At 50.3% G+C, this 23,579-nt stretch carries 27 protein-coding genes; 11 read left to right on the top strand and 16 right to left on the bottom strand.

Features of this window, described 5'->3' with window-relative positions; translation table 11 throughout:
• Window positions 1-18 precede the first annotated feature (18 nt).
• Window positions 19-210 (bottom strand): cold-shock protein, encoded by a 192-nt coding sequence (locus tag ACO064_RS28100; RefSeq protein ID WP_114404734.1) that lies wholly within the window; start codon window positions 208-210, stop codon window positions 19-21.
• Between the two features lie 186 nt (window positions 211-396).
• Window positions 397-660, bottom strand: coding sequence for a hypothetical protein (locus ACO064_RS28105; RefSeq protein WP_421830511.1), 264 nt, complete (start codon window positions 658-660; stop codon window positions 397-399).
• Between the two features lie 256 nt (window positions 661-916).
• Here ACO064_RS28105 and ACO064_RS28110 point away from each other — a divergent pair, with 256 nt between their 5' ends.
• Window positions 917-1,120, top strand: a complete 204-nt coding sequence (locus ACO064_RS28110; RefSeq protein ID WP_421830512.1) for a hypothetical protein — start codon at window positions 917-919, stop codon at window positions 1,118-1,120.
• Between the two features lie 88 nt (window positions 1,121-1,208).
• Here ACO064_RS28110 and nudK read toward each other — a convergent pair whose 3' ends face one another.
• Complete coding sequence (gene nudK, locus ACO064_RS28115; protein ID WP_421830513.1) at window positions 1,209-1,790, bottom strand: GDP-mannose pyrophosphatase NudK; 582 nt, start codon at window positions 1,788-1,790, stop codon at window positions 1,209-1,211.
• Between the two features lie 58 nt (window positions 1,791-1,848).
• On the opposite strand from nudK, the gene ACO064_RS28120 reads away from it, so the two are divergent.
• On the top strand, window positions 1,849-2,601 hold the full coding sequence (locus tag ACO064_RS28120; protein ID WP_421830514.1) for a DeoR/GlpR family DNA-binding transcription regulator: 753 nt from the start codon (window positions 1,849-1,851) through the stop codon (window positions 2,599-2,601).
• Here ACO064_RS28120 and ACO064_RS28125 read toward each other — a convergent pair.
• Together ACO064_RS28125 and ACO064_RS28130 are read right to left on the bottom strand one after the other, a co-directional pair.
• Entirely contained in the window at window positions 2,598-2,897 is a 300-nt protein-coding gene (locus ACO064_RS28125) for a hypothetical protein (protein ID WP_114404737.1), read from the bottom strand. The genes ACO064_RS28120 and ACO064_RS28125 overlap by 4 nt on opposite strands.
• A 199-nt stretch (window positions 2,898-3,096) precedes the next feature.
• The gene (locus ACO064_RS28130; protein ID WP_421830515.1) at window positions 3,097-3,474 is read right to left on the bottom strand and encodes a hypothetical protein; all 378 of its coding nucleotides are present in this window, start codon (window positions 3,472-3,474) and stop codon (window positions 3,097-3,099) included.
• A gap of 169 nt (window positions 3,475-3,643) precedes the next feature.
• On the opposite strand from ACO064_RS28130, the gene ACO064_RS28135 reads away from it, so the two are divergent.
• Window positions 3,644-4,606, top strand: a complete 963-nt coding sequence (locus ACO064_RS28135) for an MBL fold metallo-hydrolase (RefSeq protein ID WP_421830516.1) — start codon at window positions 3,644-3,646, stop codon at window positions 4,604-4,606.
• Window positions 4,607-4,841: 235 nt separating this feature from the next.
• Window positions 4,842-5,960 carry a L,D-transpeptidase family protein gene (locus ACO064_RS28140; RefSeq protein ID WP_421830517.1) on the top strand — a complete coding sequence of 373 codons (1,119 nt, stop codon included), beginning with the start codon at window positions 4,842-4,844 and terminating at the stop codon, window positions 5,958-5,960.
• Here the strand turns inward: ACO064_RS28140 and ACO064_RS28145 are convergent, their stop codons facing one another.
• Window positions 5,961-6,641, bottom strand: coding sequence for a murein L,D-transpeptidase catalytic domain family protein (locus ACO064_RS28145; RefSeq protein WP_421830518.1), 681 nt, complete (start codon window positions 6,639-6,641; stop codon window positions 5,961-5,963).
• 129 nt (window positions 6,642-6,770) lie between these two features.
• Here ACO064_RS28145 and ACO064_RS28150 point away from each other — a divergent pair, with 129 nt between their 5' ends.
• Entirely contained in the window at window positions 6,771-8,177 is a 1,407-nt protein-coding gene (locus ACO064_RS28150; protein ID WP_421830519.1) for a hypothetical protein, read from the top strand.
• A 21-nt stretch (window positions 8,178-8,198) separates the two neighbouring features.
• Window positions 8,199-8,942, top strand: a complete 744-nt coding sequence (locus ACO064_RS28155; RefSeq protein ID WP_421830520.1) for an EcsC family protein — start codon at window positions 8,199-8,201, stop codon at window positions 8,940-8,942.
• 118 nt (window positions 8,943-9,060) lie between these two features.
• On the opposite strand, the gene ACO064_RS28160 is transcribed toward ACO064_RS28155, so the two are convergent.
• On the bottom strand, window positions 9,061-9,651 hold the full coding sequence (locus tag ACO064_RS28160) for a hypothetical protein (RefSeq protein WP_421830521.1): 591 nt from the start codon (window positions 9,649-9,651) through the stop codon (window positions 9,061-9,063).
• Between the two features lie 108 nt (window positions 9,652-9,759).
• Complete coding sequence (locus ACO064_RS28165) at window positions 9,760-10,230, bottom strand: FKBP-type peptidyl-prolyl cis-trans isomerase (RefSeq protein ID WP_421830522.1); 471 nt, start codon at window positions 10,228-10,230, stop codon at window positions 9,760-9,762.
• A gap of 224 nt (window positions 10,231-10,454) precedes the next feature.
• On the opposite strand from ACO064_RS28165, the gene ACO064_RS28170 reads away from it, so the two are divergent.
• The 3 genes from ACO064_RS28170 (at window position 10,455) to ACO064_RS28180 (ending at window position 14,313) form a co-directional block, all read left to right on the top strand.
• On the top strand, window positions 10,455-11,120 hold the full coding sequence (locus ACO064_RS28170; RefSeq protein ID WP_421830523.1) for a fasciclin domain-containing protein: 666 nt from the start codon (window positions 10,455-10,457) through the stop codon (window positions 11,118-11,120).
• 372 nt (window positions 11,121-11,492) lie between these two features.
• A complete protein-coding gene (locus tag ACO064_RS28175) occupies window positions 11,493-12,398 on the top strand; it encodes an EamA/RhaT family transporter (RefSeq protein ID WP_421830524.1) in 906 nt (301 codons plus the stop codon).
• A gap of 154 nt (window positions 12,399-12,552) precedes the next feature.
• Entirely contained in the window at window positions 12,553-14,313 is a 1,761-nt protein-coding gene (locus ACO064_RS28180) for an ABC transporter ATP-binding protein (RefSeq protein ID WP_421830525.1), read from the top strand.
• A gap of 57 nt (window positions 14,314-14,370) precedes the next feature.
• Here the strand turns inward: ACO064_RS28180 and ACO064_RS28185 are convergent, their stop codons facing one another.
• From ACO064_RS28185 to ACO064_RS28215, 7 genes are all read right to left on the bottom strand, one after another.
• On the bottom strand, window positions 14,371-14,646 hold the full coding sequence (locus ACO064_RS28185) for a hypothetical protein (protein WP_421830526.1): 276 nt from the start codon (window positions 14,644-14,646) through the stop codon (window positions 14,371-14,373).
• Window positions 14,647-14,748: 102 nt separating this feature from the next.
• A complete protein-coding gene (locus tag ACO064_RS28190; protein ID WP_421830527.1) occupies window positions 14,749-17,322 on the bottom strand; it encodes a penicillin-binding protein 1A in 2,574 nt (857 codons plus the stop codon).
• A gap of 234 nt (window positions 17,323-17,556) precedes the next feature.
• Window positions 17,557-18,045 (bottom strand): peptide-methionine (R)-S-oxide reductase MsrB, encoded by a 489-nt coding sequence (gene msrB, locus ACO064_RS28195; protein ID WP_421830528.1) that lies wholly within the window; start codon window positions 18,043-18,045, stop codon window positions 17,557-17,559.
• Window positions 18,046-18,142: 97 nt separating this feature from the next.
• A complete protein-coding gene (locus ACO064_RS28200) occupies window positions 18,143-18,697 on the bottom strand; it encodes a fasciclin domain-containing protein (protein WP_421830529.1) in 555 nt (184 codons plus the stop codon).
• Window positions 18,698-19,075: 378 nt separating this feature from the next.
• On the bottom strand, window positions 19,076-19,951 hold the full coding sequence (locus ACO064_RS28205; protein ID WP_421830530.1) for an anti-sigma factor: 876 nt from the start codon (window positions 19,949-19,951) through the stop codon (window positions 19,076-19,078).
• Window positions 19,948-20,496 (bottom strand): RNA polymerase sigma factor, encoded by a 549-nt coding sequence (locus ACO064_RS28210; RefSeq protein ID WP_421830531.1) that lies wholly within the window; start codon window positions 20,494-20,496, stop codon window positions 19,948-19,950. Before ACO064_RS28210 ends, ACO064_RS28205 begins: the two co-directional genes overlap by 4 nt.
• A 168-nt stretch (window positions 20,497-20,664) precedes the next feature.
• On the bottom strand, window positions 20,665-20,943 hold the full coding sequence (locus tag ACO064_RS28215; RefSeq protein WP_421830532.1) for a hypothetical protein: 279 nt from the start codon (window positions 20,941-20,943) through the stop codon (window positions 20,665-20,667).
• Between the two features lie 202 nt (window positions 20,944-21,145).
• On the opposite strand from ACO064_RS28215, the gene lysA reads away from it, so the two are divergent.
• A complete protein-coding gene (gene lysA, locus ACO064_RS28220) occupies window positions 21,146-22,402 on the top strand; it encodes a diaminopimelate decarboxylase (protein ID WP_421830533.1) in 1,257 nt (418 codons plus the stop codon).
• Window positions 22,403-22,487: 85 nt separating this feature from the next.
• A complete protein-coding gene (locus ACO064_RS28225; RefSeq protein WP_114404763.1) occupies window positions 22,488-23,201 on the top strand; it encodes a YebC/PmpR family DNA-binding transcriptional regulator in 714 nt (237 codons plus the stop codon).
• A 34-nt stretch (window positions 23,202-23,235) separates the two neighbouring features.
• Here ACO064_RS28225 and ACO064_RS28230 read toward each other — a convergent pair whose 3' ends face one another.
• A complete protein-coding gene (locus tag ACO064_RS28230; protein ID WP_421830534.1) occupies window positions 23,236-23,475 on the bottom strand; it encodes a hypothetical protein in 240 nt (79 codons plus the stop codon).
• Window positions 23,476-23,579: the final 104 nt, after the last annotated feature.

Genomic DNA, 23,579 nt, shown 5'->3' on the forward strand with positions numbered 1-23,579 from the left:
AACGGCTCTATCTTTCGATTATACCAGTTCTACGTTTACAGCGTTCAGACCCTTTTTGCCACGTTCAACTTCAAATTTTACTTTGTCGTTTTCGCGGATCTGGTCGACAAGGCCCGTCGAGTGAACAAAAATGTCCTCGCCTGGTGCATCCGGCTTAATGAAACCGTATCCTTTGGTTTCATTAAAAAATTTTACTACTCCTGTTTGCATTGAATTATGATTGAAAGAATTTGTATAAAGGACTATTTTTTTATATTTCTTTCCAAATTTTTATAACATTTTTTTGCGGGCAAAGGCCACTTATTTAGGCAGTAACCGTCTATTCAGCTACGTTTTGAATGGGAGTACCGCTAAATAAGCAAAGAAAATCCGGTTTGCTCCTTTGCGTTTTTGCCGTTAAATCCGACAATCCAGACAAGTTTCGTAATCCTCATGTCCGGGCGCATATACCCCGTTGACGTTCACCAGCCGATTCACCGGGATTGATTCACCGGATGCCAGCGTGACGGAATCGCCCTCGGGTCTGGTGGTCAGTTCGGTCATGATGGACGTAATCGAAATCAGTTCATTCAGGTCGGTGGTGTAGAATATCTTGACATATTTTCGAAGCGCAATCAGCGAGCGGAGCATGTCCATGTAGGGTTCTGTGAGCGTTGTCATGTGTAACAAACTAGAGTTCTACCCAGATAACAAAATTTGATTGAAACTGGCTCCTGCGTGGTGAATTATTTCACCGTGTATCTCTGTTCTAAGTATAACTATTGTGAGATTCAGGCTTCCCGGCTTTTTTGTACTTTTAATCTTGTTTTAATATCAATAGATCAAACTATGCCACTTTTAAGGTTTGCTTAATCTGGTTTACATCTTTTTTTAATGCCGTTATGCTTCCTTTGTGGTAATAAATAATCCTATCCTCATGAAATGCGATCCATTCTTTTTTCTCTCCTGCATTATGGGAGATGAGTTGTATAAATTGAATTCTGCCAAGACAGAACAACTCGACTACCAGGCACTTGAAGAACGCTTCAAGCAAGTTTGGAATCAACCGATTGATGATTTTTACCTAAGCGGTTTACCACCGGTGATCCGCCGGAATGCGAGACGCGATTTTATCCGGTAATTGCCCGATTCCGTTGCCCCTGTAAACTTGTGAAAGACCACTCCAACCTCCGGTGAGAAGGCTGTGCAGAGGGAGGTTGGAGATTTGGTCAGGCAGCGTGAAATTGCTGAATGCAAAGGTGCTGGAGCAGCATAATGGTTTTTCCGTCGACAATTTCGCCCTCGGCAATCATCTGCATAGCCTGCGGCAGTGGCATTTCCAGCACGTCGATCTCTTCTTCCTCAATGCCGCCCCCGGTTCGTTTTTCGGTGGAGTCGGAATAATGTGCGGTGAAAAAATACAGTTTCTCCGTGACTGATCCCGGACTCATGTAGGCTTCAAACACCTTCCGGATGTTGGTCACAACAAAACCGGTTTCTTCTTCCGTTTCCCGGCGAATGGCGTCTTCCGGATTGTCATTGTCCAGCAAACCGGCACAGGATTCGATCAGCAGACCGCTTGCATTGCCATTAACGTAAGTCGGCATCCGGAACTGACGGGTCAGAATAACGGTATTTTTTTCCGGATTGTGCAGCAGAATCGTCGCGCCATTTCCCCGGTCATAAGCTTCCCGCGACTGCGTTTCCCAAACCCCATTTTTGCGCTGGTAGTTAAAAGTCACTTTCCGCAACGTGTACCAGTTATCCGATAATACTTCCTGCCTGATGAGCTGCACTCGAGAATTGTTCATTCGTATTGATTGTTTTTGATTGAATTTGATTATTTTTGAGCAAATTAAAAACGAACCAATGAATTTTCCAACCAGAAAGCGGCTTATTTTACAAACGGTCGAAGAGAAAGAGTCTGTCGAGGTGAAAGAGTTGGCTGACCTCTTGCAAACCTCGGAAATTACCATTCGCCGGGATTTAACGGCACTGGCAGCCGACGGCCTGATTTACCGAACACACGGTGGTGCCATGAAAGTGGGACTAGCCGTCAATCCAGTGCTGTTTGTGAACAAAACCGCCGTCAATTCTGAGAATAAAGACCACATTTGTCGGCTGGCGGCCCAGGAGATCAACGAAGGGGAGGTGGTGTTTATGGATTGCGGGAGTACGGTTTTCCGGCTTTGTCAGTTTATCCGAAACAAACGTATTCAGGTGATTACGAACTCCTTACCGGTCGTCAACGAACTGATGCAGTCGGAAGTGACGGTGAATCTGGTGGGGGGAGAAGTCGATCCGAAACGGCAGGCCGTTCACGGATTAATTGCCCATGAACACGTGGCCCGCTACCACGCCCACAAAGCGTTTCTGGGTGTCGACGGCATTTCGGCGCAGCACGGCTTGTCGGCTCATAGCGAAACCGAAGGCGGGATGACGCTGGCGATGGCCGCACAGGCCGAAACCGTGTATCTGTTGTGTGATTCGACGAAGCTGGAAAAAGACAAATACGTGCAGTTTGCTCCGCTGAGCCTAGTTCAGGTGCTCGTAACGGATGCCAATGCCCGGCCGGAGGTGCTGGAATTGTACCGTGAAAAGGGCGTTCGGGTGTTGAACTAATTCAGGGAAGTATTGCCGTTCGAGCGTTTGCGGCTCGATAAATCCTCATAATTCCCGGTCAGAATTGCCGCCTGGTGGAGCAACTCGACGGCCTGGATTTCATCGTACAGAATATCGAGTTTGCGTTCGATTCGTCCGATTTCGGCAACGGCATTCTGATACGCAAAGAAATCGTCCTCCTCGCTCCGGTTTTGCATGGATTCGGCCAGGAGGTATTTACCCGCCTGGAGCACGCCCCACGATGCCCGTAATTCGTGTAAAATCGGGCTGTATTTGGTCACTTTCAGAACTCGCATTCTCAACAGCGGTTTTCGCACGCAAAGATATACAAATTTGGAAGCCGACCATTACGATCTTGCTTAGTTTACGGTTTTGTGGTTTTCGGTTTTCGGTATACGGTATTCGGTATACGGTATTCGGTTTACGGTGGCTAACGCAAGAACAGGATGAATGCGCCAGCCACCGTAAACCGTAAACCGAATACCGTAAACGTTTTCACATCAATTCGAAATCAACGCATTTCCCCGCTTCGACCGTGAAAGTTTCGGAGAAGCTCTGGCCGTTGGCGGCCCGGAATTCGAGTTCGTGTTCCCCCGCTTTAACGGTGGTGACGGGCGAACCAGTCGCGTCGCAGGAAGGAGCAGAGCCTGTTACTTTGCTCAGCGTTCCTATTTTGGTGCCGTCGACGTAGCAATCCACTTTGATGGTTTCGATCGCGTTGTTGGACGACCAGAATATCACCCGGCCTGAATCCGGTTCAACTTCTGTTTCTTTTTTACAGGAAATCGTGACGCTCAGCAAAAGCACGGCACACAGGGATTGCAGACAAAACCGGGTTAAAAAATGGCTGGAAAAGGTAGGCAAGAAGTTCATAGCAGTAGTCGTTGTTGTCGTTTGTCAGGACAAAGGTGCGTACGCTGGCTGCGATCCGAAAACGAATTTTATCTGAACTGTTGAATTGAATATGTGAAACGGTAAATAACTTATGTCAACAATCCGGGGTGGATCAGGTTAAAAAAACAAACAAAAACAAACGTGGGGTATGGAAAGGCAGACACTCGAAAATCTGACAACCCGTGAAGAACGGAGTCCGTATGACGTCGCCGAAGACGTGAGAGGAATCAAAAATGGCTTTGTTAACATCTATTTTATCGGAGAATCGCAACCCGGCGGGAAATGGGTTCTGGTCGATACCGGAACACCATCCGGCGCAGACCTGATTCTGAAAAAAGCCCGCGAATGGTTTGGCGACAACAATCCGCCCCAGGCCATCGTGCTGACGCACGGCCATTTTGACCACGCCGGATCGCTGGAAGCTTTGTTGAAAACCTGGGGAATGGTTCCGGTTTATGCTCACCCCCTGGAAATGCCGTTTTTGCAGGGGAAATCGCATTATCCACCGCCAGACCCATCGGTTGGAGGTGGGGCAATGGCCTATCTGTCGTGGATGTTCCCAACAGCCCCCTATAATTTTGGCGATCGCATCCGGCCGATCCCGGCGGATGGTTTGATTCCGGAATTACCCGATTGGAAAGTCATGCATACACCCGGTCATTCGCCCGGCCATATTTCGTTGTTCCGCGAAAGTGACCGGAGTTTGGTGGCGGGTGACGCATTCACCAATACTGATCAGAACTCGGCGCTGGCGGTAATGACCCAGAAGCAGGAGCTACACGGCCCACCGGCTTATTTCACGATTGATTGGGAAGCCGCGAAACGATCGATTCAGGAATTGGCGGCCCTGAACCCGACATCGGCCGGTACCGGACACGGAAAAGCGATTCAGGGCATCCAGCTTCCGCAACTCCTGGAAGATTTGGTTCACCATTTTGAAACTCGGGAAGTGCCGAAAGGTGGTCGGTATGTGAAGCAGCCGGTGCATTCGGATGAAAGGGGCATTGTCGATATGCCGGCTCCGATTTCGTACCACGTCACCCGCATCCTCAGTATCGGCGTCATCGTCGGCACGGTGATGCTGCTTCTGGGAAGCAAGCGGAAGAAATAAGCGATTGCACGGGTCATTGACGCGCAAAAATCTCGAAAGCCCCGACTGTTACTGCTAAATCCGGTACGATCGGGGCTTTTTCGTGCAAATCATTTAAACACCGCAGTATAGAATGGCGTTTTAGCAGTAAGTTAAATTGAACTCACGTATGGAACGCCGAAATATTATCATTTTAATAGGAAGTGCCGTTATTGTTGTCCTGGTTGCCTGGTTCTCAATCAGACACTTTGGATTATTGAATAAAAACGATGTTCCCGCCGAGGGTTGGGACCGCTCTCAGGCCGAAGTCGTTATGCGGCAGTTGTGCCGGGCCGCAGATTCGGTCGGGATCGACACCAACCGGTATTCATTTCTGGAATCCGACTCCAAAAAGGAGTTTGGGGAGAAGTTCACCGGTTTGCTGCTGGAACTGCGCTACGGGTTAAAACCGTCCCGGATAACCTACAACAAGATTCCAGAAAAAATCGATACCGTCTGGGCGATTGCCATGCTGAAAAAAGACGAAGGAAAGTCGGCCCTGGATTCGCTGCGGAAAACACCGGTTTTCGGACATTACACGACGCTCGTCAGTGCCTACACCAAATTGAGGAAAAACGCACCCTCCGACACCGGAAAATACATCCGGCAAACGCTGAATTTTTACCGCTACCTGAATCGCTTCGATTTTGACCGGTTTCTGGTCGTTAACGTGCCAGCCGCTCAATTGAACATCTACGACCGGAGCGGTAAATGCCTGCTGCCAATGGATGTTATCGCGGGAAAAAAAGACACCAAAACGCCGTTTTTTACAACCTATCTCACCGACATCATCACCTATCCTTACTGGAATGTGCCGCGTGGCATTGGCCTGAAGGAAATTCTGCCCAAGGTGCAGCAAAATGCCGATTATCTGGAAAACCAGAACATGGAAGTGCTGGATGAAAAAGAACAGGTGGTCGATCCGTCCGAAATTGCCTGGGAAGAAATGTCTGCCGAGAATTTTCCGTACCGGTTTCGGCAGGCTTCCGGGTGTAATAACTCCCTGGGTTTGATCAAGTTCAACCTGACCGGTCCGGGAGCGATTTACCTGCACGATACCAACGCCCGCGATCTGTTCACCCAGACCAGCGACCGCTGGCGGAGCCACGGCTGCATGCGGGTGCAGAAACCGGTCGAACTGGCTAATTACCTGATGGGAACGCCCGTGCTGGACGAGGGATTCATGAACCGCTGCATGGTCGATCAAAAACCGCAGACGCTGACACTGCCCAAACCGTTCCCGGTTTTTGTGGTCTACAACCGGGTTGATGTTGATGAAAGAGGGCAGTTGCGCTACTACAACGATGTGTACGGTCTGGACGGTCGCCCGATGTAATTACAGAAGAAACGTTGATTTCTGCAGATAATCCGGGCTAGGCGAATAGACAAACAGGCACGAACCGCCTTTGATGGCCTGAATAATGTCTTTGCTGACCGCGTTGGCGATGGCCGGGCAACCCTGGCTGCGGCCCAGCCGACCGGTTTTGCGAATAAAATCCTCGCAGACATAATCCGCTCCGTGCATCACGATGGCGCGGCTAAAAGCGTTATCATTAAAACCCTGTTCCAGTCCTTTCAGTTGCAACGACAAACCGTGTTTGCCCTGGTAGGTATTGAGAGTCTGGTAGAATCCCAGGCTGGATTGGAAAGACGAAAACGTATTTGAAAACGAAGCCGCCATCAGTTCGCCCGAGTTCCGGCCGTGGGCGACGTAGGTCTGAAACAATAATTTCTGTTGATCGAGATCGATGATATATAACCGTTTCTTGTTTGATGGCTGGCTCAGGTCAACGATGCTCAGAATGGATTTCGCAAACGTGCTTTTCTGTAAGCCACGCAGGGCATAATTAAACACGTCCTTGTGCAGACCCATGCGTTCCAGGTTCAGCTCGTCGTAGACCCCCGCCCAGAGGCTGGTTTTGTCAACCGTAGTACGGGCATCGGCTTTCACCGTTGTGCCTACACTGGCGAGGCTAAGCGGGAGAATGGCAAGGAGAATCAGCAGCGCTTTTTTCATAAAACGTTGGTTAACTGGTTAGTATGTAAAAAGGGATGTAGCTATTTAACGCCAACCGTGCCATAATAATTCGATAGTCCCATGAATTTCTGCCTCATGCCCCGTCATTCTGTTTTCATTTTAGTCCTTATGCTCTGGGGTTCAGCGACTTTGGCATTGCCGGTCGTTTCCATTGTAAAGTACAAAAAAAACGGCGAAACTGAGTATACACAGGCGGCCGTTCGGGCAATCGCCGATTTGAAAAGGCAGGGTGGAGGCACATTGACCTACCCAGCCGGGCAATTTGTGCAGGGGCCGGTCGAAATCACCGGATCGGGAATCAGCGTTCAGGGAGCCGGTCTGGGAAGGACGTTTCTCATCCGGAATGCCCAGCGCGGCTATGCGTTCTGGGCCAACCAAAAGCAGCGGGTTTTTATTCTGGATCTGTCCATTGACTGCGATAAAAGCCCGATTGAGGGCGGTATTTACTTCGGCGGCTGTACGGCCAGCGGGGCAGATCGGGTTTCCATTCAAAATGCCGATGCCAGCACGTTTGTCGTTGAAAATCAACTGTTCAATGCCGGAAACTCAACAGCGGTTTCAGACCGCAATGTGTTTCGGAACTGCCGGGCCAGTGGACAGAAACGGTACCACGAAGTCGGTGGAAAATCACCGTTTATTGCCGGTGGCTACGCCCGAAACACGCGGTTTGAATCCTGCACCGTCACCGATTGCGTGGGTGATGCCTTCGACAGTGACAATGCGCCCGGCACCGTATTTGTGCGTTGTGTGGCCCAAAATACCAAAGGAATCAGCCCCTATGCCGGTTTCTGGTCGGAGGGTGAGCAAACCGATTCAGACCACCGCGTGACCTGGAACGCTTGCAAATCGGTTGGCTACCGGGTTGGGTTTGGCGTTTCGGAGCGCGTAAAAGCCGCCATTCAAAACGGAGAGGCTGAAAATTGCGTGAATGCCGTAAAAGGGTTACATTACCAATACCGCATTGTGATCACCAACTTTACGGCCCGGAAGTGTGGCAAAGGCCTGGAAGCGACCGACACCGACGGCGTTTTGACGTTCAGTGGCCCGGTAACGCTGACCAAAGTCCGCACCCTGAATACCGTCGCCCGAAACTCTTTTTCCAACTACGGCGGAGGCACTTCCACCAAAGAGGAGACGATTATCGGGCCGGGTTGCGATTTTGACAAAGACGCCTACATCAGTTACGAAAATTCCGGTTCGCGCCGGATTACGGTCGATGGCGCCACCTTTCGGGGCAGTAACATCCGGTATTACAACGGACAACTGACCGAGTTGCTGGTCAAAAACAGCCAGTTTATCGACGGGGGCATTGTGGGTGCGCGAATCAAACAAAGCCGGATTACAGCCGGTAGTCGGTTCAGGACGACCGACAGTACCAAAACCGCTATTCAATTGAGTCTGGATTCGTATAATACTACCGTCGATAACGCAACCTTTGAAGGGTACAACCAGGTGTCGAACAACGCAAAAGTGGGAACCGGTGTCCGGCAAACCAACCGTCGGCAACCGCGATGAGCCTGAAACCAACCAAAAACTATGTCCCCTTACGAAGACGCCGTAGTGCGTGAATTACAGGTCTGGCGACAGAAAATGATGCGCAGGCCGTCGGCCGTCAACCGGCTTTCGAAGAATCTGCAGACGCGGATGAACCGGTTCATTCCCGAAAAAGTACACCAGGCTATTACAGCGACGATTAAGCAAATGACGCGAGCAGTGTTGTTTGGCGCGGAGTTTCTGACCCGGCAGCCGGTGCTGGAACCGCTGTCGCTGGAAGAACGGGAGGAGCGGGTTCGGGATCGCATTGCGTTCTATAAAACCGCCGGAGCGGCAGAGGGGGGCGTCACCGGCGCGGGCGGCATCCTGCTGGGGTTGGCGGATTTTCCGTTGTTGCTGGCCCTGAAAATGAAGCTGTTGTTCGAAATTGCGGCCATTTACGGGTATCCGGTCAACGAATACAAAGAGCGGCTTTATATCATGCACATCTTTCAGCTGGCGTTTTCGAGCCAGGAACGCCGGCAGTTCGTTTATCAACAGATGATCAACTGGCAGGCCAAAAGCCAGCAACTTCCCGACGACATCAACCAGTTTGACTGGCGCACTTTCCAGCAGGAATACCGGGACTACATCGATCTGGTCAAAATGGCCCAGTTAGTCCCCGGCATCGGAGCCGCCGTTGGTCTGGTTGCCAACTACCGCCTGCTCGACTCCCTTGGCAAAACCGCCATGAACGCCTACCGGATGCGATGGGCGGAAAGGAGGGAACTGGAGATTGGTTTGTAGTATACGGTTTTCAGTTTACGGTATACGGTGGCTGACGCACACTGGCTCAATGAGTTGAACGCGTCAGCAAGCATGCGTCAGCCACCGTAAACCGTAAACTGAAAACCGTAAACTTATTTTATTTCCTTGCCGGATTGATCATGATGTGCGCCCGGTGGGTGCCGGGGTCCATGATCCAGGGCATGCCGGGGGCTTCGGCTTTCAGGGGCAGACCGGTGCTTTCGGAGGTGGCGTAGGGAATGTAGACGACTGACCGGAGGTAGCCATTTTTTACTTCACCCGTTGCCGCATTGTAGCTGGAGTCGGGAGCCGAATAAACGAAAAGGGAAGACGGCTGTTTGGGCATTTTCCACTTCCCGGCTTTTTCTTCTTCCTCCCGGATTTTCATGATTTCAGCCGGAGATTTTCCTTCTTTTTTCAATTCCCGACCGCGGGCCATGAACGGTTCCAAACCCTGGTGGTAGCAGGAAACGTTGAGTCCTTTCTGCGTTGGATCATCCGCCAGGCAGACGTAATCGTTCGTTCCTTTTCGCAGCACAATCATTTCATTTTTACCTGAATAACCCAAAACCGTTGCCCCATCACGTTTGTCGGAGGGAGCGGCCAGGACGGCGGTTTTGATTTGCAGATCGGGCGTCGGGGTGGTCGTTTGAGCCAGGGCGTTGAAAGCGCAAAAGCCCGAAAGTAGAAAGAAGGTAAATTTTTTCATGGGACTAAAAAGAGAGGGTTTGTCAGCCATAAATCGATCGATCACCGGCAGTAATCCAAATTTAGGAAAAAATACCGGTGATCGACAGACTATTTACGCAGGAGTGGCTCAGTGATGATGTCCACCCGGTCCGTGTACGTGTTTGTGCGTCACCTCTTCTGCCGTGGCGTCCCGAACTTCGATGATTTCGACATCGAAGTTCAGCTCCTGACCGGCAAGCGGGTGGTTGGCATCGATCATTACCTGATCGTCGTTCACTTCCGTAACCGTTACCACCTGCCCCTGATTGGTCTGGAACTGCATTCCGATCTGCACTGGCTGACCGCCAAAAGCACTGATGGGAACCGCCTGAATCATTTGCGGATCAGAAACACCGTAGCCGTCTTCGGCAGGCACCTTGATCTGAAATTTGTCGCCGACGGATTTTCCGGCCAGTCCGTTTTCCATACCCGGGATGAGGTTGCCCTCGCCGTGGAGATAATATAATGGATCCCGTCCTTCGCTGGAATCGAGAATATTGCCGTCGTTGTCGCGCAACGTGTAGTGTATGCCGGCAACTTTGTGTTTGGAAATTTGCATGTTTAAAATATTGAATAGAAAAACAAAGGTGATATAGTTTGAGAAAGGATGCAACTAATTGCCCGATTCTACGCTAAGATTAAGGTCGTAAGATGACCCAAAATGAAATATTCAGCCGTCATGCCCCGTTAACCCAACTACATTCAGACAACAAAAGGAAGGCTGAATGTGTTAAAAAGGGATAGTAAATTCTCGACGTTTTGTTTAACTAACTAATTTTCATCATGCAGAAAAAAGCAGTTTTCGCAATGGCACTGGCCCTGGGCTTGCTGATTGGTGCCAACAAAACCGTGGTTGCGCAAACGGTTCAGGACACTACTTCGCGCCCCGCATCGCAATCGAACCCGTTGGGAAGCAGCACGTCGGTTTCGACCCAAAGCAGTGCCAACGCCTATGGACCTATGGGTGCAGGACGGGAATCGCGGGGTGGCATGGCACCCGGTGGCTCAACCGGCCGCGATCTGGCCATCAGCGCGGCCAAGTCGGCCGATCATACGGTTTTATTCCGGGCGATGCGGGTTTCCGGATTGTCGGAACAGGCTGCGGGAAAAGGCCCTTACACGGTTTTTGCACCCACCAACGAAGCGTTTGATAAGCTCCCGGCCGGAACACTCGACGGTTTGTTGCAGCCCGCTTCCAAATCAAAGCTGGTGAAGCTGTTGTCGTATCACGTCGTCAAAGGCAATTATACTTCCGATCAGTTGCAGGATGGACAGAAACTGAAAACCGTTACGGGCGGAACACTGACCGTCGGCAAGCAGGGTGACGCCATCACCATTACGGATGGACAAGGCAATGCCGCCACCATCAACCGCGCGGACCTGGAAGCCACGAACGGGGTTATTCATTCGGTGGATGCGGTGCTGATGCCCGCTGAAAAAAAGAAGTAGAAGCGCTAACATAAAATGAAGAAGGTAAAATGACGTGAGCTATGAAATTATTGACCCCGGAGGGGGCAGATGTTAATAGTAAATCGGTATTGTAAGACCTCCAGGCGTGCCGGAGGTACGCAACTAAGCCTTTATCGCGTACCTCCGGCACGCCTGGAGGTCTTACAATACCGATTTACTATTAACATTACGTGCCTCTGGCACTTAAAACAACTGTTAGGCAAAGTCATCATTTCATCGTTCGCGTTAAAATGCTAACTGTAAAAGTTTTCGCCCGCAGCGTTTCACTTTTACATTTAGCCTTTTACATTCTTCATTTTACATTTATTACTACCTTTCCGGCAAAAGAAAATTTCTCTCTCTGCCTTTGCCATGTTTTTTCTGTTCCTAAGCATTCTGCTTTCGGTTGTACTGCTGCTCAATTTCCGGCTTTTTCCCCGCTACCGGGTCAATACCGTTCAGGCTATCGTTTTCAACTACCCGGTTTGTTTTCTGACCGGTTTCCTGCTGCTGCCCCGCAATCAGCCTTTTTCCGTTGATTTTTCCCAAACCTGGACGTGGCTGGCCCTGGGTCTGGGCGTTGGGTTCATCATCACGTTCATCCTGTCGGGTCTGTCGACGCAGCGAATGGGCATCACGGCCACCTCACTGGCGAATAACATGTCGCTGGTGATTCCGGTCTGTTTCAGTCTGTTCGTCTTTCAAACCGGTGGAAAAACCTTCGATACGCTGAATTATATGGGTTTGATTCTGGCGGTGGTGGCCGTCGGATTGAGCACGTACAAGAAGCAGGAAGAACAAACCGTAATGGCCGTGGGCTGGAATACCCTCTTGCCGGTAGCGGTTTTTGTGCTCTACGGCGTCACCAATACGATGATCAATTACATGAACATCCGGTATATTCCATCGACTGACAAAACATTACAGGTGACGCTGACCATGGTACTGGGTGCCATTATTGCCGGTCTGGTGTTACTATCGAGCCGACTGATTCTGGATAAAGAAAAGATTGAACGCCAGACCTTCGTGGCAGCCATCACCCTGGGAATTCCGAATTTCCTGAGTTTTTACACCCTGCTGCTGGCACTTTCCGAATTTGGCGGCAACGGTGCTTTCGTCTATCCGCTCTACAACATCGGCGTCATTCTGGTGGCGGCTTTGTCGGCTCTGCTCTTTTTCAAAGAAAAACTGCTGGTTGTCAACCGAATCGGGCTGGCACTCGCCATTGTGGCCATCGGTTTGATTTCCTGGCAGGAACTGGCCCAATTGATGCAGTAAATGGTTGGATGGGAACGCGGATGGAACGGAATTAAACGGATTTACACCGATTAAAATCCATTTTGATTCGTTCCATCCGCTCAATACGTGTTCCCATCCAAACTCTTCACCCAATATTTCTGTTACTCCGAAAAACCTTCCAACTGTTGTCTTTGTGAATACCGAAACCAAGAGTGGTCAGATTTTTGACTGGATTACCCTGCGACGGCTTTATGCCTTTGTAAAACCGTACCAGCTCCAATTTTACGGGCTTATTCTGATTATTCTGTTGAGTGCAGTGCTGGCTCCTGTGGGTCCGTTACTGATTCGCTACACCATTGACTCCAAAATTGCCACCGGCGATTATCCGGGACTGACCAAAATGCTGATTCTGATGATCGGGATTCTGGTTTTGCAGGGCATCATTCAGTTTTTCAACACCTACCTTTCCGGCTGGCTGGGGCAAAATGTGATTCGGGATATCCGGGTTCAGCTCTACCAGAAAGTTCTGAAACTCCGGCTGAAATTTTTCGACAACACGCCCATCGGCCGACTCGTGACCCGCACCATTTCGGACGTTGAAACGCTTTCCGACGTCTTCAGCGAAGGCATGGCCGCCATTGTGGGCGATATTCTGCAACTGGTGCTCATCATCGCCGTCATGTTTTATACCGACTGGCGGCTTTCGGCCATCAGTTTGTCGATGATTCCGCTGATGTTACTCAGTACATACGTCTTCAAGGAAAAGATCAAAGTATCGTTCAATGAAGTGCGGACCGCCGTGGCCAACCTTAGCTCGTTTGTGCAGGAACACATTACCGGCATGAACATCGTGCAGATTTTTGGCAGCGAAAAGATCGAAGAAGAGAAATTTCGGCAAATCAACGACGAACACCGTAAAGCCAACATCCGGTCGATCTGGTACTATTCGGTCTATTATCCGGTGGCCGATATTCTGTCGGCAGCCGCCACGGGCCTCGTGGTCTGGTATGGTGCGAAAGCGATTCTGAACCAAGAAGTTACGTACGGAACGGTAACGGCTTTCATCATGTTCATCAACCTGTTTTTCCGCCCCATCCGGATGCTCGCCGACCGGTTCAATACCTTACAAATGGGAATTGTGAGCACCGACCGGATTCTGAAATTGCTGGACAGCGACGATTTTACGCCCAACACCGGTACGTATGCGCCCGCAACCTGGCGGGGTGAGGTGGCGTTTAAAAATGTCTGGTTTGCCTACAACGACGACAACTACGTCCTGAAAGACATCAACTTTACCGTGAAAGAAGGCGAAACCGTCGCCTTTGTTGGTGCTACGGGAGCCGGGAAGTCGTCCATTATCAACTTGTTAAGCCGGTTTTACGACATCAATCGGGGAGAGATCAAAATTGACGGCGTCGAGGTGCACGAGTATAAACTGGAAGCGTTGCGCCAGAGCATTGGCGTCGTTTTGCAGGATGTCTTTCTGTTTTCGGATACGATTGAAAACAACATTACCCTCGGCAATAAAGCCATCAGCCGGGAGCGCATTGTTGAAGCGGCCAAACTGGTGGGCGTGCACGAGTTTATCGAACGATTGCCTGGCGGTTATGAATACAACGTTATGGAACGCGGTTCGACGCTTTCGGTAGGTCAGCGGCAATTGATTTCGTTTGTACGGGCGATGGTTCATAATCCCCGTATCATGGTGCTCGACGAGGCTACCTCCTCGGTCGATACCGAAACGGAAGGGTTGATTCAGGCTGCCATTGGAAAACTCATGAAAGGGCGCACAGCTATCGTGATTGCCCACCGGCTTTCCACCATCCGCGAAGCAAATAAGATTATCGTTGTCGACAAAGGTCACATCGTGGAACAAGGCAACCACGAAGAACTGCTGCAACTGGAAGGCACCTACGCGAACCTCTATCGGATGCAGTATAAGGAGATGGTTTAGTTTGAATGATGAACGATGAATTGATGCATCCATTCATCGTTCATCATTCACAACTCATCATTCTTTTCTATTCGGTTCCGCGCCAACCAGGGCGTAGGCGATTTTCTCGTTTAGATTTTCATCGTTGGAAGGATCGTCTTCCAGGCCCGACGGGATGCGACCGCTTGGTTTCGGGCTGGGTTGCAAATCCGTTTCTTCTTCGCTGGGCGTTGGCCCGGTTTGATCGATTACTTCTTCATCGGCATTCGGATCGTTGTCCATATCCGACGGAATATCCTTTAAAGGAGTCGTTTCCCTAACCGGATGAAGGTTCGGATTTTGTGATGGTGTCATAGCCTGAGTTGATGGTATCCCCTTATAACCACCGCTTTGCCCGGGTTGTTTACAAAACTGGGCCATAAAAAAGGTCAACCCGGAAGGAGTTGACCTGAAATCTTAGCGGAATGGCTGGGCGCGCTGGGTGGTATCGGGCGGATCGACCTGCTCCGGAGCCGACGGTTCAATGAACAGCGAATCGGCAGGAATGTCTACATCGGTTGAGTCTGACTCGTCCTCTTCGTCATCATCGTTTCCACCGGGACAATTCAGATAATCCTTCGTTATTTTAACCGTCGGTTTATCAAACGGCCCCTGATACAGCTTCAGGGCTTTATCCTGATAGACTTTCTCCAAAAACCGTCCCACCAGCGGCAAGGCGGTTTTGGCGCCTTCGCCCATGTCGGTCGACCGGAAGTGGATGCTGCGGTCATCGCCACCCACCCAGGCGCCCACCACCAGGTCGCGGGTGACGCCCATGAACCAGCCGTCGGAGTTGTTGGAGGTAGTGCCGGTTTTTCCGCCCACCTGGTTGCGGTTTTTGAATAAATCGTACGACCATAAATTCTGCGACGTGCCGCCCGATTCTTCCAAACCGCCTTTCAGCATGTGAAGCATCAGAAAAGCGGACTCTTCCCGAATGGCCTGTTTCTTCTCCGGCACAAATTCTTCAATAATTTTGCCATTGCGGTCTTCGATTCGCGTCACCAGCAACGGTTCGGTGTGTACGCCGTTGTTGGCAAAGGTGCAGTAAGCCGCTACCATTTCGTACAGCGACACGTCTGAAGAACCCAAACCGACGGACGGAACAGCCGCCAACCGGCTTTTAATACCGAGCCGGTGGGCATATTCCACCACCCGCTGGGGCGTTGCGACGTCATTGGTCAACTGGGCCGTCACCGAATTGATGGAGCGGGCCATGGCCCGGCGCAGGGTCATATTGGAATAGGAGAACGAGCCGGCCGAATTTTTGGGTGCCCAGAAATCTTCTTCCCCTTTTTCGTTGATGTATTCCTTCCGGAAGGGTTCGTCGCGCCGACGATCGCAGGGGCCTAGATTGATCGTTGAATCGTCGATCACCGTGGCATAAACGAACGGTTTAAACGTCGAACCCGGTTGCCGTTTTCCCTGTTTGACGTGATCGAACTGGAAAAAGTTATAGTCGAGGCCACCCACCCACGTCCGGATAAAACCGGTATGCGGGTCCATGGCCACCAGACCGGCCTGCAAAAACCGCTTGTAATAGGCGATGGAATCCATGGGTGACATGTATTTCTTTTTCGGGCCATTCCAGGAGAAAACTGTCATGCTGTCTTTTTTCTCCTTCATGTAATACTGGATGGAATCCGGCTGATTCGGGAATTTCAACTGGAGCGCCTTATACCGTTCCGTCCGCTGGGCGACTTTGTCCAGAAAATCCGGAATTTCCTTGCCGTCTTCATCCGTCCAGGGGTTTCGGCCCGACCAGTGGTTGTCGAACGTCCGCTGCAACAGCTTCATTTTCTCCGCAACGGCTTCTTCGGCCAGGGCCTGCATCCGGGAGTCGACGGTGGTATAAATTCGTAAACCGTCGGTGTACAGATCATAGCCATTTTCTTCCCCCCACTTTTTGACGACCTCGACCACCGCATTTTTGAAATAATTGGCCGGACCTGAATACGGATTATCGGGGCTGTAGCGCGTTACGAGGGGCAGTTCACACAGCGAATCGGCTTGCGCTTTGGTCAGGTACTTGTATTTTTCCATTTGCCGGATCACTACATTCCGACGATTGCGTGACTTTTCGAAGTTTCGTTTGATCAGCGGATTATACGTCGTCGTTGCTTTCTGCAAGCCCACCAGAACGGCAGATTCCTGCACATTCAGCGTCTCCGGCGATTTGCTGAAATACGTCCGGGCCGCCGTCTTGATGCCGTAGGCATTGCTGCCGAAATCGACGGTGTTGAAATACATGGTCAGGATTTGTTCTTTCGAAAAATTCCGCTCCAGTTTGATGGCCATCAGCCATTCTTTGGTTTTCAAAATGATCGTTTTCACCAGCGGAACATTGTACAGCAACCCTCTCGATTGCCGCCGACGGGTTTTGAACAGGTTTTTGGCAAGCTGCTGTGTAATCGTGCTGCCTCCGCCGGAGTTGTTACCAGTCAATACGCCGTAAACCGCCCGGCCCAGACTTCGGGTATCGATGCCCGAGTGTTCGTAAAACCGCACGTCTTCGGTGGCAATGAGCGCATGAATAAGAGAGGGCGACAAGTCTTCGTATTTGATGGGGGTGCGGTTTTCGGTAAAAAACCGGCCGATCATGACTTTGTCGTAGGAATAAATTTCGGAAGACTGGGAAACCTTGGGGTTTTTCAAATCCTCGACGCTTGGCATTTCACCGCTGAGGTAGAGGAAATTGGATTCAATCGAAAGGATGTACAACAGAACCAGCACAAAGCCGAAAATCAGCGTTTTGGTGGTCTGGTAAAAGATACGGAAAGCGAGTGATCGGGTGTCGAAGCGGGCGTTGATCCAATTTCGGTAGCGTTGTCGAACGCCCCGGTAGTGACCGATTGCCGAATCGACGCGCTCTTTTCCTAGAAGACCCGACATCATGCGGTAAACCAGTCGTCTAAAGCCGTTGCTTATGAGACCGAAAAAGCCGGTGATGCCTTGCCAAAGGGTACGAAGCTGCCCCCAGAATTTACTCATGCCTGGTATTTTGACGGTTAAAATTGACGAACGGGTTCAGTTGACGTCGCACCATTGAGCGGATGCGTCTGAGGTCCGTCTGATTTCAAAAAAGTAAAATTAATGCGATAGGCAAAAAAGACGGATTGAAAAATCCGTCCCTTAGAGCAAATATAACGGAAATTTGGACGATATAATATGAAAAAAGCCAGCCCGTTCATCGGGTTGGCTCAAAACCAGGGGGTTAGCATCCGCTTATTTCTTTTCAAATTCCAATGCTACACCGTTCATGCAATACCGCAGACCGGTTGGCTTGGGTCCATCGTCAAAAACGTGTCCCAAATGCCCGCCACAGACGCCACATTCAACCTCCGTGCGGACCATGCCGTGGCTGCGATCCACCTTCTCGGCCACGTTCTGTTTCGACAGGGATTTATAAAAACTCGGCCAGCCCGTTCCGGATTCAAACTTGGTGTCGGAACTGAACAGGGGCGTTTTGCAGCCCGCACATTTGAATATGCCTTTTTCGTGGTTATCAACCAGCGGACTCGTAAAAGGCCGCTCGGTACCTTGTTGGCGCAGAACGTAAAATTGCTGGGGTGTTAGAATTTTCTTCCACTCCGCTTCTGTTTTGACCACTTTACGGGGTGTAGCATCGTCGATACGCGGACGCAATGAAATGGATGCGACGGAGCCGGTGAGCACCAGCCCACACAGAACTCCAAGAAAAAGGTTGCGGTTCATAGTTAATTAACGCAAGAAATGGGAGGATAGTTTGCGAGTTAAAAAAGCCACAGCGCAGTTGTGCGTGTGGCTTTTTTAAGGCTTCAGTTGCCTTTGGTTACATCGGCATCAAAACCGTATCGATCGAATGAATTACGCCGTTCGACTGGTACACATCGGAAATGGCAACGGTAGCGGTCCCGCCTTTGGCATCGGTCAGGATCAGTTTTTTTCCACTCATTTTAGCGGTCAGGTCACCACCGGCTACGGTTTTCAGCGTGGCGGTTCCGTTACCGGCTTTGATGAGCTTGCCGATTTCCTTGGCGTCCAGACGACCCGCAACCACGTGATACGTCAAAATACCGGTCAGGGTCGCTTTGTTTTCGGGCTTCACCAGTGTTTCAACGGTACCGGCTGGTAACTTACCAAAGGCATCGTTGGTGGGGGCGAAAACCGTGAAAGGACCAGCTCCCTGTAAGGTTTCGACCAGGCCTGCGGCTTTCACGGCAGCAACCAGCGTGGTATGATCTTTTGAATTGACGGCATTTTCAATGATGTTCTTATTGGGATACATCATGGCACCACCGACTTCTTTCGGTTTTTGAGCATAAGAAACCGTAAAAAATGCGCAAAGAATAGCGGCAATAATTCCTGTTTTGATGAAGGCTTTCATGGCTGAAATACGTAATAATTGAAGATGGAAAAAAATAGAACCGGGTTATTCCCGACTCTCAATAATACCTACGCCATCGACTTCTATTTGGATTCTTAAGTGTTGAAAAAAAACTTGTATAACATAAAAAATGGCCCAGACAACATTGCCGGGGCCATTTTAAGGAAAGGAATAAATTATAAAATCTGAATATGTTTTTGATTGAATCGACGTATAAGTGTCCTTTGGAAAACGTATAACCCTGGCGAAAAAAGAGAATTATAAATATCAAATTATAAATGGCAAATGTAAAAATTTATGCAAACCTGCTACTTTTACATTTATTATTTATCATTTGATATTTATGATTTAGATATTCTCTTTTCAGATAAGGAGAAATCAGGAGGTGACATTTCCGACCACCACCATTGCGGAGAGCGTGGGAGTGGGGCTGCCGCCCCGGCGTTCGAGCGTGATGGCAAAGGCATCGGCCTTCAGGAATTTTTTAGCCTGCTGTACCACCCGGGTATTGTCGCCCACATCGAAAACGCCGGCATCGACCGGCTTTCCGTCCACAATGGCCCAAAGCTGGTATTGCTGGGTTTCGGGCGGGCGAACCAGCGAATCAATTTCGAGATTGACCTGGCCCGTGCTGGCATTCCAGTAAATGGTTGCGAAATTGGCGGTTGTGGTGTCGGTGGGATTCAGCCGGATAACCCGCGTGCCTGGTTCTTTCAGGATGGCCAGCGTTTGATCGGCCTGCGACTGTTGCGCCCGCAGAACCCGAACCTCTTCCGTTAAGGCTTCATTTGAATTGCGGAGCGAACTGAGCGTTTGCTGACTTCCCTGCAATTGAGAATACAGGAAGTAGGCAAAAAACAGGACAACCAGACCCAGCGAAGCCGCTACCAGCCAGGTAACGCGAAACGTGGGTCTTGAATCGAATGCGTCTTCTCTGGAATTTAATGTACGAATGGGCGTTCCCGTATTTTCTTCGCTGGTGAGGAGGGGCGTTGGGTTACCTTCCTCGACCGCTTCGGCTTCCGGAGTGCCAAACTCCAGTTCTTTCAGAAGCCACTCTTTAATGTCAGTCGGCGGATCACGGCGCAGGGTCTGGGCATACTGTTCCACCGCAGCCGACAGCGTGTCGAGCTCCTGGCGGATCTCAGGGTAAATGCTCGACATACACTCGACCTCCCGCTTTTCCTGCGGGCTGACGGTGCCGAGCACATACTCTTCCAGTATTCCGGACTCTATGTATTCTTTCGTGTTCATGTGCCGAATAACTTCTTCAATTCCTGTAAAGCAGACCGAACCCGTGTTTTGACCGTTCCGAGCGGCAAATTCAATTTCTCCGCTACTTCTTCGTGGGTGTATCCATAGAAGTAGACAAGGTCGATAACCGTTCGTCGATCCGGGTTTAATTGATTTACCTTGTCGGGTAAATCAAGTGTTTCCACAGCGGGCTGATAGGTTTGCTGATGCTGATCGACAATATCTACGATATCGGTGCTGGTTTGGATTGACTGACCTGAATGACGGGTGCGGATGGCGTCGATGGCGGTATTTCGGGCAATGTTCAGTAACCACGTAAAAAGACGGCCTTTCTGAGCATCGTAAGAAGGAATGTTCCGCCAGATCTTTACGAAAGAGTCCTGTAAAACGTCGCGGGCGGCTTCTTCATCACGAACGACCTTCAGGATTACGCCGTACAAAGCCGGTGAATACTGGTCGTAGAGCAAGTGAAATGCCTGTTCCTCGCGCTGCTGGAGCTTCTTGACCAGTACGTCTTCCGTAAATGGGAGGTTTGAACGCTTCAAGGTAATGGAGTAATTCAGTAACCAAAAGGGTCAGTGTCAAAAATACGAATAAAATGATGCGGGCAAACATATGAATGCGTATTTAGTCCTGAATTTCAAAAAAAAAGCCATTTCCTTCATCTGGAAATAGCTTTTTCTTTCGAAACCAGGAATGCATTTTCCGGAAGGCTAATCAACTGGTTTTTTCGTTTTCACGGTTTTTGTCGTTTTCTTACGAACTGTCGTGCTTTTCTTCGTCACGGCATCCTCCGACCGCCGGGCATTCCGGCTCGACTGGGTACCTTTAACCAGTTTGCTTTTCAGGGAATCCTGTTTGGCCGTCGGTTCACCTTGCGGGAACGACTGTGCTGCCTGTCCGGGCGCGTGGGCGTTGGGCGAAGGCGTCTGGGCTTGTCCGTGACTGGTAATCCAGAGCAGGGCGGCAGTAAAAAGTGCTATTTTTTTCATAACCGTTCAGTTCAGCGTTGCGTAAGAATTTAACCCGAATCCCGGCGAATTGTTCGATGCGCTCTTGCTGAACGTTCGGATTTCGGAATCGCTTATTTTCGGAAAAAGTAAAATCAGAGCCCGATTGGGGTTGGGAAGCGTTGCCAGAAATGGCATAAAATCGTTTATATTTGCACCTCAAAATTGGCAGACACCCCTGCGTATGCAGCTCGATCAAAACCGTTATCAAATTCAGGGCATCGATGTGCCGGAGATGGCCGAAGCGTTTGGCCTTCCCCTGTATGTGTATGATGCCGACAAGATTATTGAAAAAATAGGCACGCTTCAGTCGGCTTTTCAGGGCGTCAACCTAAAGATTAAATACGCAGCCAAAGCATTGACCAACGTATCGATTCTGAAGTTGATGCGCAGCCGGGGAATTGATGTGGAAGTGGTTTCGGTGAATGAAATCCGGATGGCGTTGCTGGCCGGTTTCGATCCCGAACAAATCATGTATACTCCGAGTGGCGTTTCCTTCGCCGAAATTCAGGAGGCACTCGCGCTGGGCGTTCGGCTGAACGTCGACAGCCTGCCCTTGCTGGAATTTATGGGGCAGCAATACGGCAGTCGAAAACCGGTCGGCATCCGGATCAATCCGCACATCGCGGAAGGCGGCAACATCAAAATTCAGACCGGTCACGCCGATTCCAAGTTTGGTATTTCGATGGAGCAACGGAGCCAGATTCGCGCCCTGGTTGAGCAATATGCCATTCCGGTGGTTGGACTGCACATTCATACCGGCTCGGATTTTAAGAATGCCGATGCGTTTCTCAAAGGTGCCGAGGTGCTTTTTGAGCTGGCTAACGACTACCCCAATCTGCAGTTCCTCGATTTTGGCAGCGGTTTTAAGGTGGCCTACAAAGAAGGGGATCATAGCACGGATGTGGTGGATCTGGGCCGGAAAGTGACGGCGGCCTTTCAGAAATTCTGTCAGCAGTACGGGCGGGAAATCGAACTGTGTTTTGAGCCCGGCAAGTTTTTGGTAAGCGAAAGCGGTGTGTTGCTGGTGAATGTCAACGTGGTGAAGGAGAACCCCAACCGGACGTTTGTGGGGGTCGATTCGGGATTGAACCACCTGATCCGGCCGATGATGTACGATGCTTACCACGAAATTGTCAATGTTTCGAACCCGACGGGCGAGAAACAGACGTACAGCATCGTGGGGTATATTTGTGAAACTGACACGCTGGGCTGGGATCGTTCGCTGAACGAGGTACGACCCGGCGATGTGCTGGCCCTGAAAAATGCGGGAGCCTACGGTTTTAGCATGAGTTCCAACTACAACTCGCGGGTCAGACCCGCCGAAGTGCTGGTCTACGACGGAAAACCGCACCTGATCCGCCGACGCGAAACCTTCGAAGACCTGGTGCGGAATCAGATTGAGGTGGATTTTGAAGAAGAAATCAGTGTTAAAAAATAAATGATGAGTTATGAATGATGAACGATGAATTAAAACGCTGACGCGACAATTCATTGTTCATCATTCATCATTCATAATTCAAGCCATGGGACGCGCATACGAATACCGGAAAGCCAGAAAATTCAAGCGGTGGGGGATGATGGCCAAGACCTTCACCAAAATTGGAAAAGACATTGCCCTCGCGGTGAAAAGCGGTGGTCCTGATCCAACGACGAACGGACGACTGCGGGCCATTATCCAGAATGCCCGGGCGGCCAACATGCCGAAAGAAAACGTTGATCGGGCGATCAAACGGGCGGTTTCGAAAGAGCAGGAAGATTATAAGGAAATCACCTACGAAGGCTATGGACCACACGGCATCGCCATCGTGGTGGAAACCGCCACGGATAATATCAACCGGACCGTGGCCAACCTGCGGAGCTACTTCAGCAAATGCGGGGGCGCCCTCGGTACCTCCGGGATGCTCGACTTCATGTTCGACCGTAAATCCGTCTTCCGCATTCCGGCCGGTAATATCGATCTGGATGAACTGGAACTGGAGATGATCGACTTTGGCGCGGACGAAATCTCACTGGACGAAGAAGCCGAACAGATCGTAATCTACGGCGAATTCACGGCTTTCGGGGCGATTCAGAAACACCTGGAAGAAAAGGGATACGAACTCAAACAGGCGGAATTCGAACGCATTCCGAACGATACGAAAGAGCTGACCGAAGAAGAATCCGCCGATCTGGAAAAACTGCTGGAGAAGATCGAAGAAGACGAAGACGTTCTGAACGTCTTCCACAACATGCGGTAATCAAAATAAGATGCGGTAAGCAACCCAAAACCGCTTATCGCATCTTGTTCAATAATTGCGTTCGCGTGGGGCGCTCACTGACCACTTCATAGTCCAATCCTTCCAAATCCAGCGCATCGACAAAATGCCGGTAGTTCGTCCCGTCCACTTCGAAGAGGCATAGATTCTCATACGGTTCGTTAAAAATCTCCACCTCCGTCAAAACCGCTTTCTTTTGCAATAGTTGATACTGCTGGTTGGATAAATCGTTCTTCCGAATGGTGAAATACCACATAGATTTTGATGTAGATGACGAATGACGGTTGACGGTTGACCATGGACGATTGATGATTGACGTCAGACCAGGGACCGGGGAATAAAGATGTTTCCATCTATGGT

Origin of the sequence: Larkinella sp., from assembly GCF_965227735.1 — a bacterium.
Taxonomy (GTDB): domain Bacteria; phylum Bacteroidota; class Bacteroidia; order Cytophagales; family Spirosomataceae; genus Larkinella.

Coding starts and splice junctions, on each gene's coding strand:
- nudK (WP_421830513.1), bottom strand. CDS start 1,790: ATGAACAATTCTCGAGTGCAGCTCATCAGGCAGGAAGTATTATCGGAT.
- ACO064_RS28185 (WP_421830526.1), bottom strand. CDS start 14,646: ATGACACCATCACAAAATCCGAACCTTCATCCGGTTAGGGAAACGACT.
- ACO064_RS28160 (WP_421830521.1), bottom strand. CDS start 9,651: ATGAAAAAATTTACCTTCTTTCTACTTTCGGGCTTTTGCGCTTTCAAC.
- ACO064_RS28205 (WP_421830530.1), bottom strand. CDS start 19,951: ATGAACACGAAAGAATACATAGAGTCCGGAATACTGGAAGAGTATGTG.
- ACO064_RS28110 (WP_421830512.1), top strand. CDS start 917: ATGAAATGCGATCCATTCTTTTTTCTCTCCTGCATTATGGGAGATGAG.
- ACO064_RS28170 (WP_421830523.1), top strand. CDS start 10,455: ATGCAGAAAAAAGCAGTTTTCGCAATGGCACTGGCCCTGGGCTTGCTG.
- lysA (WP_421830533.1), top strand. CDS start 21,146: ATGCAGCTCGATCAAAACCGTTATCAAATTCAGGGCATCGATGTGCCG.
- ACO064_RS28120 (WP_421830514.1), top strand. CDS start 1,849: ATGAATTTTCCAACCAGAAAGCGGCTTATTTTACAAACGGTCGAAGAG.
- ACO064_RS28125 (WP_114404737.1), bottom strand. CDS start 2,897: ATGCGAGTTCTGAAAGTGACCAAATACAGCCCGATTTTACACGAATTA.
- ACO064_RS28175 (WP_421830524.1), top strand. CDS start 11,493: ATGTTTTTTCTGTTCCTAAGCATTCTGCTTTCGGTTGTACTGCTGCTC.
- ACO064_RS28155 (WP_421830520.1), top strand. CDS start 8,199: ATGTCCCCTTACGAAGACGCCGTAGTGCGTGAATTACAGGTCTGGCGA.
- ACO064_RS28145 (WP_421830518.1), bottom strand. CDS start 6,641: ATGAAAAAAGCGCTGCTGATTCTCCTTGCCATTCTCCCGCTTAGCCTC.
- msrB (WP_421830528.1), bottom strand. CDS start 18,045: ATGAACCGCAACCTTTTTCTTGGAGTTCTGTGTGGGCTGGTGCTCACC.
- ACO064_RS28215 (WP_421830532.1), bottom strand. CDS start 20,943: ATGAAAAAAATAGCACTTTTTACTGCCGCCCTGCTCTGGATTACCAGT.
- ACO064_RS28135 (WP_421830516.1), top strand. CDS start 3,644: ATGGAAAGGCAGACACTCGAAAATCTGACAACCCGTGAAGAACGGAGT.
- ACO064_RS28130 (WP_421830515.1), bottom strand. CDS start 3,474: ATGAACTTCTTGCCTACCTTTTCCAGCCATTTTTTAACCCGGTTTTGT.
- ACO064_RS28200 (WP_421830529.1), bottom strand. CDS start 18,697: ATGAAAGCCTTCATCAAAACAGGAATTATTGCCGCTATTCTTTGCGCA.
- ACO064_RS28230 (WP_421830534.1), bottom strand. CDS start 23,475: ATGTGGTATTTCACCATTCGGAAGAACGATTTATCCAACCAGCAGTAT.
- ACO064_RS28150 (WP_421830519.1), top strand. CDS start 6,771: ATGCTCTGGGGTTCAGCGACTTTGGCATTGCCGGTCGTTTCCATTGTA.
- ACO064_RS28190 (WP_421830527.1), bottom strand. CDS start 17,322: ATGAGTAAATTCTGGGGGCAGCTTCGTACCCTTTGGCAAGGCATCACC.
- ACO064_RS28225 (WP_114404763.1), top strand. CDS start 22,488: ATGGGACGCGCATACGAATACCGGAAAGCCAGAAAATTCAAGCGGTGG.
- ACO064_RS28165 (WP_421830522.1), bottom strand. CDS start 10,230: ATGCAAATTTCCAAACACAAAGTTGCCGGCATACACTACACGTTGCGC.
- ACO064_RS28100 (WP_114404734.1), bottom strand. CDS start 210: ATGCAAACAGGAGTAGTAAAATTTTTTAATGAAACCAAAGGATACGGT.
- ACO064_RS28105 (WP_421830511.1), bottom strand. CDS start 660: ATGACAACGCTCACAGAACCCTACATGGACATGCTCCGCTCGCTGATT.